The following is an 8,606-nucleotide window of genomic DNA, read 5'->3' as shown; positions in this document are numbered from 1 at the left end:
AACGGCCCGGGGAGCCGGGACGTGCGAGGGCCGGGCGGGCCCCCCGTGCGCGAGGGGGCCCGCCCGGCCGCCGTGACCCCGGCGTCAGGTGCCGGGGCCGGCACGCGGAGCGCCGGCGGGGGCTATTCGAGGAGCTCCGCGTACGAGCCCATGGCCAGGGCGATGTCGGCCTGGGCCCAGAACCGGTGGTACGTGAAGGTGGGCGCGGCGCCGCCCGCCAGATAGGACTCGATCTTCGACCAGGCCGGGTCGTCCTCGTAGAAGGAACGGATCGAGTCGAACGTCGACGACGAGTCGATCCTGTCGCCGTTCGGCATGGTGCCGGTCCAGCCGCTCGGGACCTGGACAGGGTCGTCGAAGCGGTGGTAGTCGGCGCGGGTCTCCGGGACGGCGATGCCGAGGTCGTCCCGGTGGTTGTCCCACATGCCGTCGAGGAGCGCCTTCGCCGTCCGCGCGGCCTCGGTGTCGCCCGAGCGGTCCGCGTAGTACGTCAGCGTCTTGGCGTAGGCGGCGGCCACACCGACGTCGTTGGTGTAGTCGGCGACGGTGACGTGCAGCGATCCGTTGGCACCGGGGGAGGAGGGGTTCCAGGTGTCGGGCTTGCCCGACCACTGGAGCGTCGACGGGACCCGGAAGGTGCCGTCCGGGTTGACGGTCGTCTCGGACAGGGCCCAGTCGACCCACTTGTCCAGGACGGTCTTGGCGTCGGCGTCTCCCGTCTGCTGGTAGTACTCGGCGACCCGCTCCATGGACCACGCCTGGAAGCCGAACCACTGGTTGGACGGCGGGTCGTGGTACACCGGCTTCTCGTCGTAGTACATGCCGTAGAACGTCGGCGTCCCGGCCGGCGGCGTCGCGTAGCGGCCCGCCCAGCTGTTGGTGGCGCCGCCCGCGATGGCGCCCTCGTCGGACTGCAGCCAGCGGTAGAACTCCACCTGCCGGTCCAGGGACTTGGCCCAGTCCTGCGCGCCCGTCGCCGACTTCGGCTTCAGGGCGGCGTGGGAGCTGAGGGCGTAGGCGGCCAGGGGGTTCTGGTAGCCGCCGTGCGCGTGGCTGGAGCCGATGCGCCAGGCCCAGCCCGCCGAGGTGTCGGTCGCGCCGCCCCAGGCGTAGTACCAGGACATCAGGTAGTGCGAGGCGTCCTTGCCGGTGCCGGCCGGGCAGGAGGACGGACTCGTGCAGTTCCCGACCTTCTTGAAGTACTTGTCGTACATGGAGTAGCGCAGGTAGTCGCCCATCTTGGCGGCCTTGGCGACGGTCGCGGAGACGTCACCGCCGTTGCCCTGCTCCTTCGCCCACAGGTCCGCCCAGTAGGCGGCCTGCACCGCGCGCGCGTCGGCGTCCGGGGCGTTGGTGAACTTCCACTGCTTCGCGTAGGAGGCGTCCTGGGTGAACAGGTCCAGGTACCCGTTCCTGCCGCCGTACTTGAAGGCGTCGCAGGTGGGCTGCGGCACCGTCTCCCACACCGACTCCTGCGCGCCGCGCTGGAAGGTGTTGATGTAGGACGGCCCGGTCGCCGTCGGACCCGCCTCGCACTTGCCGGGTTCGTTGCCGTAGCCGTAGGTGTTGTCCACGTCCTGGAGCCAGTGCATCCCGTAGACGTCGTCGGTGCCGTACGCGGACCTCAGTTCGGCGGCGATCGGATCCGGGCCGACGGGCACCCCGGTGTCCAGCGGTGCCGGGTACTGCGCGGGGGTGTCGAGCTCGGGCGCGTACGTCGCCGGCTTGGAGGCGTTGTAGAAGGAGTTGGTCGGCTGGTCCGCGTGGGTCGGGATCATGTACCGCTCCATGATGTCCCAGGCCCCGTTGAACTTCGACCAGTCACCGGTCACCTTGCCGTACATGGCCTGCAGCCACAGCAGGTAGCTGTACGCCTCCGAGGTGGTCTCGTGGCCGTGGTCCGGCGCCTCGACGATCAGCGTCTCCACCGAGTGGTACGGGATGCCCTCGGGGGAGAAGTAGCCGTTCGCTGGGTCGGTGATCTCGCCGTACAGCTCCAGGAAGCGCGCGTCGTACGTCTTCGCCGCGCCCAGCTGCGTCACCGTGACCGCCGCCTTGCCGTGGCCCGGGGCCGACGACTCGAAGACCGCGGAACCGGTGCCCGAGGAGTCGGCGGCGACCGTGACCCGCTGCGCGGTGTCCCAGTTCGACGGGGTGAAGGTGAGCGTGGCGCCCGCGGTGACCGACAGCCCGGAGTTGCCGCTCGCACGGGTCGTCGTGACCGTCGTGTTCGCACTCGGCCGGGTCGACAGCTTCACCTCGTACGTGCCCGACGCGCCCTGGCGCACGCCCAGCTGGGACGGTGTCGCCACCACGGCCGGGCCGGAGGCGACGGTGATGCCGACCGGGGTCGAGCTCGCGGAGGCACCCAGGCTGTCGTGGGCCTTCGCCGTCAGCGAATGACTGCCCACGGTCAATCCGGCGACGGAGAGCGTGAAGGGCGCGCTCGTGTCCGTGCCCAGCAGCGCGGTGTCGTCGTAGAACTCCACCTTGGTGACGGTCGCGCCGTCGGCCGCCGCCGCGGTCGCCGCGAGCGGAACCGTCTCGCCCCGGGTGTAGACCGCGCCGGCCTCGGGGCTGGTCAGCACGGTGACCGGCGGCTGGTGGGCCCCCGCGCAGGTGGTGCCGTTGACGGCGAAGGAGGAGGGCGCGGTGTTGGTGCCGCTGTAGGAGAACTGCGCGCCGGTGGTGACGGCGCCGCCGGCCGCGATCCGTCCGTTGTGCCCGGCGTTCTTCACGGTCACGGTCTTCCCGGACTGGCTCCAGCCGCCGTTCCATCCGTTCACGAGCCGCTGGTTGCCCGCGTAGTCGTAGGTGAGGGTCCAGCCGTCGATGACGTCCGAGCCGCGGTTGGTGAGGGTCAGGTCCGCGGTGAAACCGGAACCCCAGTCATTGGTGCGGTAGTCCACGCTGCACTGAACGGCGGCCGCCTGGGCGGGAGTCGATCCTGAGGAGAGCATCGTCAGCGGAAGGGCGAGCGCTGCCGCGGCGGCCGTCAGCAGTCGCCGGACGCCGCGCCGTCTTCTGGGTGGGGGGCGCATGGTGCTGGTTCCTCCTGCGACTCGAAGAGGTCAAGACTTGAACCAGTGGGAGCGCTCCCATAGTGGGGACGGGGTCAAGGGCGGTCAAGGCTTGTGGAGAGTCGAAAAGATTCGACGACCCAAGTTCACCGAATGTCGGTGACTCCCCTGTTCTTCGCCGTCACTTGGCGCTAGCTTCATGTCACCAGTGGGAGCGGTTCCATCAGTCGACGCGTCCGTTACGACGCGTCCGAACTGCAAGGAGTCGCTCATGTGGCACCCCCCGCGTTCAGTACGTGCACGTCCCGCCACCGGTACGTCCGGGCCCCGTGCGGGCGTCCCGGCCGCACCGGTCGTCACGGCGCGCGAGTCCGCGCCCGTGCGCCCGGCGGAGCACTCCGCCACGGTCTCCCCGAAGGGCGCCGGCACCGGATCCGCGACGTTCCCGCTCGACGGCACCCCGCACGTCCCCGGCGCGGGGGCGAGGCACTCGCACAGGACTCCGCCGGCCCCCGCCGGCTCCCTCCCGTCCCCCTCACGAGGGGGACGACGGGACCGGGACCGGTCCGGCCCCCGTACCTCCCGGACCGCGGACCCGGCCTCGTCCTGATCCCGGGTCCGGGACGCCCTCCACGGCGTACGGCACCGGACGCGCGGCCCACGCGCGTCCGGTCCGGCCACCGCCCGTCCCGACGCCCGTGCACGTCCCTCTTCGCACAGCGCGCCCGTACACCCCCAACGGATAGGAAACCCGCACTCATGAGCCGCACGAGAACCGCGCTCCTCGCCGCCATGGCGCTGGTCGCCGGCGCCACCGGCACGGCGTACGCCGTCGCCCCCGACGGCGTCGGCGCCGCCGCAGTCCCCTGCACCGTCGACTACCAGGTGCAGAACCAGTGGAGCACCGGCTTCACCGCCGCCGTGACCGTCACCAACCTCGGTGCCGCCAAGTCCTCCTGGTCGCTGAAGTGGTCCTACGCGGGCAACCAGCGGGTCACCAGCGGCTGGAACGCCAAGGTCACCCAGTCCGGAAGCAACGTCACCGCCGCCAACGAGTCCTACAACGGCACGCTGGCGACCGGTGGTTCGGCCAGCTTCGGCTTCCAGGGCACCTACAGCGGCACCAACGCGATCCCCGCCACCTTCACCCTCGACGGTGTCACGTGCAACGTCGACGACGGCGGCCCGACCGACCCCACGGACCCGACCGATCCGACCGACCCCGGCGACCGGGTCAACAACCCGTACAGCGGCGCCAAGGTGTACGTGAACCCGGAGTGGTCCGCGAACGCGGCGGCCGAACCGGGCGGCAGCCGCATCGCGAACCAGCCCACCGGTGTCTGGCTGGACCGCATCGCCGCCATCAACGGGGCCAACGGCAAGATGGGACTGCGTGCCCACCTCGACGAGGCCCTGCGCCAGAAGGGCTCGGGCGAACTCGTCATCCAGCTGGTCATCTACAACCTGCCCGGCCGTGACTGCTCCGCCCTCGCCTCCAACGGCGAACTCGGCCCCACGGAGATCGGCCGCTACAAGACCGAGTACATCGACCCGATCGCCGCGATCCTCGCCGACGACAAGTACAGCTCCCTGCGGATCGTCACCACGGTCGAGATCGACTCCCTGCCCAACCTCGTCACCAACACCGGCAGCCGCGCCACCGCGACGCCGGAGTGCGACGTGATGAAGGCCAACGGCAACTACGTCAAGGGCGTCGGCTACGCCCTGAACAAGCTCGGCGACGCGGGCAACGTGTACAACTACGTCGACGCCGGCCACCACGGCTGGATCGGCTGGGACGACAACTTCGGCCCCTCCGCCGACGTGTTCCACGACGCCGCCACCGCCGAGGGCGCCACCCCGGCCGACGTGCACGGGTTCATCACCAACACCGCCAACTACAGTGCGTTGAAGGAGAACAACTTCAACGTCGGCCAGACCGTGGCCGGCAAGTCCGTCCGCGAGTCCGAGTGGGTCGACTGGAACCGCTACGTCGACGAACTGGGCTTCGCCCAGGCCTTCCGCAACGAACTCGTCTCGACCGGCTTCGACCCGAACATCGGCATGCTCATCGACACCTCCCGCAACGGCTGGGGCGGCGCCGCACGGCCCGCCGGACCGGGCGCGACGACCAGCGTCGACACCTACGTCGACGGCGGACGCTACGACCGCCGCATCCACATCGGCAACTGGTGCAACCAGGCGGGCGCCGGACTCGGCGAACGCCCGAAGGCGGCACCGGAGGCCGGCATCGACGCCTACGTGTGGATGAAGCCCCCGGGCGAGTCCGACGGGGCCAGCAAGGAGATCCCGAACGACGAGGGCAAGGGCTTCGACCGGATGTGCGACCCGGCCTACACGGGCACCCCGCGCAACGGGCACAACCTCACCGGCGCCCTGCCGGACGCCCCGGTCTCCGGCCACTGGTTCTCGGCCCAGTTCCAGGAGCTCATGAGGAACGCGTACCCGCCGCTGCCGTGACCGGCGGCCCGACCGGTCGGCCGGCCCCCGGCTGACCCCGATCCACCGATCCACCGATCGGCCCCGGTCCGCCGGGGAGCGGGCCGCACGCCCGCTCCCCGGCGGACCGTTCACGCCCGTACGGGCGATTTCGGGAAACCACCTTGCCGGAACGGCAACATCGTTGGCCTTTCCCCGGTGCGTCGGCGCACCCTGTCCGCATCCGAGCGGAGAGGCTGACCCCATGGCGCACCACGACCACCCCCACCACGCATCCCGGCAGGACGACCGGACCGGCCGGCCCGGTCACCACCACGGCCACGACACCGCGCACACCGGGACGGACTGGGCGGAGGTGGCCTCCCTGCTCGAATCCGAGGCCGAACTGTTCACGCCCCTGTACGAACGGGCCCTCGGCTGGCTCGCGAAGGAGGTGACGGCACCAGGACTCGTCGTGGACGCGGGCAGCGGGCCGGGCGTCATCTCGTGCCTGTTCGCCGAGGTCTTCGAGGAGGCCCGCATCGTGGCCGCCGACGGCTCCGCCCCGCTGCTCGAACGGGCGGCGGAGCGCGCCGCCCGGTACGGCGTCGGCGACCGCTTCGGCACCCTCACCGGTGAACTCCCCGGTGTGCTCGACGAGCTGGAGTACCCGGCCGACCTGCTGTGGGCCAGCCGCAGCGTCCACCACCTGGGCGACCAGCGCGCCGCGCTCGCCGCCTACGCCGCCCGGCTCGCGCCCGGCGGCACGCTGGCCGTCATGGAGGGCGGTCTGCCCGCCCGGTACCTGCCGCGCGACATCGGCTTCGGCCGGCCGGGACTCCAGGCCCGCCTCGACGCCGTGGAGGCCGACTGGTTCACCCGCATGCGCACCGAACTGCCGGACTCCGTCGCGCACACCGAGGACTGGCCCGCCCTGCTGACCGCGGCCGGACTGCGCCACGGCCGCTCCCGCACCTTCCTCCTCGACCTCCCCGCCCCGGCTCCCGACCGGGCCCGCGCCCACGTCGTCGCGACCCTCACCCGCACCCGCGACCGACTCGCCGGGGAGCTGGACGCCGACGACCGCGCCACCCTCGACCGCCTCCTCGACCCGGCGGACGAGGCGAGCGTGCACCACCGGCCCGACGTCTTCTACCTGGCGGCCCACACGGTCCACACGGCCGTCCGCCCGGTATAGGGCTCCTCCGGACCGGTGGCGGTTCCGTCCGGACCGAAGGCGCCCCACGGGTGCGGCGGCCTCCCCCCGCGCGGGGGGAGGCCGCCGCACCCGTGTCCCGGAAGGACGGGGCGCCCGGGGGTCAGTTCAGCGTCGCCGGGTCGGGGCCCAGGCGGCGGTCCTCGTCGAGCGCGCTGATCGCCGCGAGGTCTTCCGCGTCCAGGCTGAAGCCGAACACGTCGATGTTCTCCTCGATCCGCGACGGCGTCACCGACTTGGGGATGACGACGTTGCCGAGCTGGAGGTGCCAGCGCAGCACCACCTGTGCCGGAGTGCGCCCGTGCTTGCGGGCGATGGCGACGATCGCCGGGACCTCCAGCAGGCCCTTGCCCTGGCCGAGCGGGGACCAGGCCTCCGTGGCGATGCCCCGCTCGGCGTGGTACTCCCGCGCGGCGGACTGCTGGAGGTGCGGGTGCAGCTCGATCTGGTTGACGGCCGGGACGACCGACGTCTCGCCGGTCAGGCGGTCCAGGTGCTCGGGCAGGAAGTTGGACACGCCGATGGCGCGGACCCGGCCCTCGGCGTACAGCTTCTCGAACGCCCGGTACGTGTCGACGTAGCGGTCGCGCTCCGGTGTCGGCCAGTGGATGAGGTACAGGTCCACGTAGTCCAGGCCGAGCTTGGCCAGGGAGGCGTCGAAACCGCGCAGGGCGGCGTCGTACCCCTGGTCGTCGTTCCAGAGCTTGGTGGTGATGAAGAGGTCCTCACGGGGAACGCCCGAGGCGGCGACCGCCCGGCCGGTGCCCTCCTCGTTGCCGTAGGCCGCCGCGGTGTCGATGCTGCGGTAGCCCGCCTCCAGCGCCGCCGCGACGGCCGTCTCGGCCTCGGCGTCCGGTACCTGCCAGACGCCGAAACCCAGTTGGGGCATCGTGACGCCGTTGTTCAGGGTGATCGGGGGGACCATGCTCACGATCTCTCGATCCTTCGGTCGGGGTCCGGTGGAACTTCCATGATCAACTATTACCGGCCGTGGTGCATTCCTAACGGCGCAATGCGTGCGCGGTGAGCGTACCTCCGGCGCGCGGAGCGCCGCCGTGCGCCGGTGCCCCACGTGCGGTACCCGATGCCCCACGTGCGGTACAGCGCCTCGACCTCCTTCTCGTACGCCTGCTCGATCGCCCTGCGCTTCAGCTTCAGCGACGGCGTGCGCAGCCCGCGCTCCTCGGTGAACGGCTGCGCCACCCCCGCCGCCGGCCCGGCCCGGGAAGCCCGGTCACCCCACCCGACGAGCACTCTCCGCGCAGGTCACGCATTCGACAGGCGAACCGCTCCCTCGACCGCCGGAGTACGGCGCGGCAGCTCCGACCGCCGCTCCCGTGCTCGCTCGCACACGCCGGCACACACTCGCGCCCAGGAGAGTCCCAGCAGCTCACCATCCCCTCCACCAGGGACTGCTCTTCCCCCCCCGTTCGTCCCGTCCACCGTCCGGTCGTCGATCGCCTTCACCTCACCGGCCCGCGGGAACGTGCCCGCCGCGGTCTGCGCCGGCTCCTTCTCCCAGGGCACGGTCGGGGGCGTCCGGCACCGGGTGAGCCCGGCCCGGCGGCCGTGCTGCCGCTGAGGCTGTTCCCCCAGGTGTGGCCCGTGGTGTGCGCGGTGATCGCCGGGCGCCGCTCGCGCGAGGCCGACGGCCCGCCCGGGGCCACCTCCCCGACGGCTGCCGGGGAGGTCACCGCCCCGGCCCCAGCCGGACCGTCACGAACCGGGGCCGGTACAGGGACACGTTCCGGCTGAGCGTCACGGCGGTGCCGGCGCCGGGCGGCTCGAGCAGGTTCACGTCGTAGCTGAGCACCAGCCGCCCGTCCCCGCTCAGCTCCGGGTGCGTCTGCGGGTTGTACGCGCCGGTCCCGCCGTGCGGCAGCGCGGGGCTGAACTCCTCCGCCGGTCCGTGCCACGGCCCGGCGGGGGAG

At 72.0% G+C, this 8,606-nt stretch carries 5 protein-coding genes and 2 pseudogenes; 3 read left to right on the top strand and 4 right to left on the bottom strand.

The window, feature by feature from the left end:
• Positions 1-122: 122 nt before the first annotated feature.
• Positions 123-3,041, bottom strand: a complete 2,919-nt coding sequence (locus AOK18_RS25580; RefSeq protein ID WP_055695866.1) for a glycoside hydrolase family 48 protein — start codon at positions 3,039-3,041, stop codon at positions 123-125.
• A gap of 738 nt (positions 3,042-3,779) precedes the next feature.
• Here AOK18_RS25580 and AOK18_RS25575 point away from each other — a divergent pair.
• A complete protein-coding gene (locus tag AOK18_RS25575) occupies positions 3,780-5,501 on the top strand; it encodes a glycoside hydrolase family 6 protein (RefSeq protein WP_055695865.1) in 1,722 nt (573 codons plus the stop codon).
• A 223-nt stretch (positions 5,502-5,724) separates the two neighbouring features.
• Complete coding sequence (locus tag AOK18_RS25570; RefSeq protein ID WP_055695864.1) at positions 5,725-6,657, top strand: class I SAM-dependent methyltransferase; 933 nt, start codon at positions 5,725-5,727, stop codon at positions 6,655-6,657.
• Between the two features lie 121 nt (positions 6,658-6,778).
• On the opposite strand, the gene AOK18_RS25565 is transcribed toward AOK18_RS25570, so the two are convergent.
• Both AOK18_RS25565 and AOK18_RS31405 read right to left on the bottom strand, forming a co-directional pair.
• Positions 6,779-7,609 carry an aldo/keto reductase gene (locus AOK18_RS25565; RefSeq protein WP_055695867.1) on the bottom strand — a complete coding sequence of 277 codons (831 nt, stop codon included), beginning with the start codon at positions 7,607-7,609 and terminating at the stop codon, positions 6,779-6,781.
• A gap of 47 nt (positions 7,610-7,656) precedes the next feature.
• Entirely contained in the window at positions 7,657-7,878 is a 222-nt protein-coding gene (locus AOK18_RS31405) for a hypothetical protein (RefSeq protein ID WP_157865185.1), read from the bottom strand.
• A gap of 191 nt (positions 7,879-8,069) precedes the next feature.
• On the opposite strand from AOK18_RS31405, the pseudogene AOK18_RS34725 reads away from it, so the two are divergent.
• Positions 8,070-8,194, top strand: a pseudogene (locus AOK18_RS34725) (bile acid:sodium symporter); the annotation flags it as partial.
• A gap of 171 nt (positions 8,195-8,365) precedes the next feature.
• On the opposite strand, the pseudogene AOK18_RS25560 reads toward AOK18_RS34725, so the two are convergent.
• Positions 8,366-8,606, bottom strand: a pseudogene (locus tag AOK18_RS25560) (hypothetical protein); the annotation flags it as partial.

The sequence above is a fragment of the Streptomyces prasinopilosus genome (assembly GCF_001419695.1).
Taxonomy (GTDB): domain Bacteria; phylum Actinomycetota; class Actinomycetes; order Streptomycetales; family Streptomycetaceae; genus Streptomyces; species Streptomyces prasinopilosus.
The sequence above is the reverse complement of the archived record's forward strand: the minus strand, read 5'-3'. Positions and strand labels throughout refer to the sequence as shown.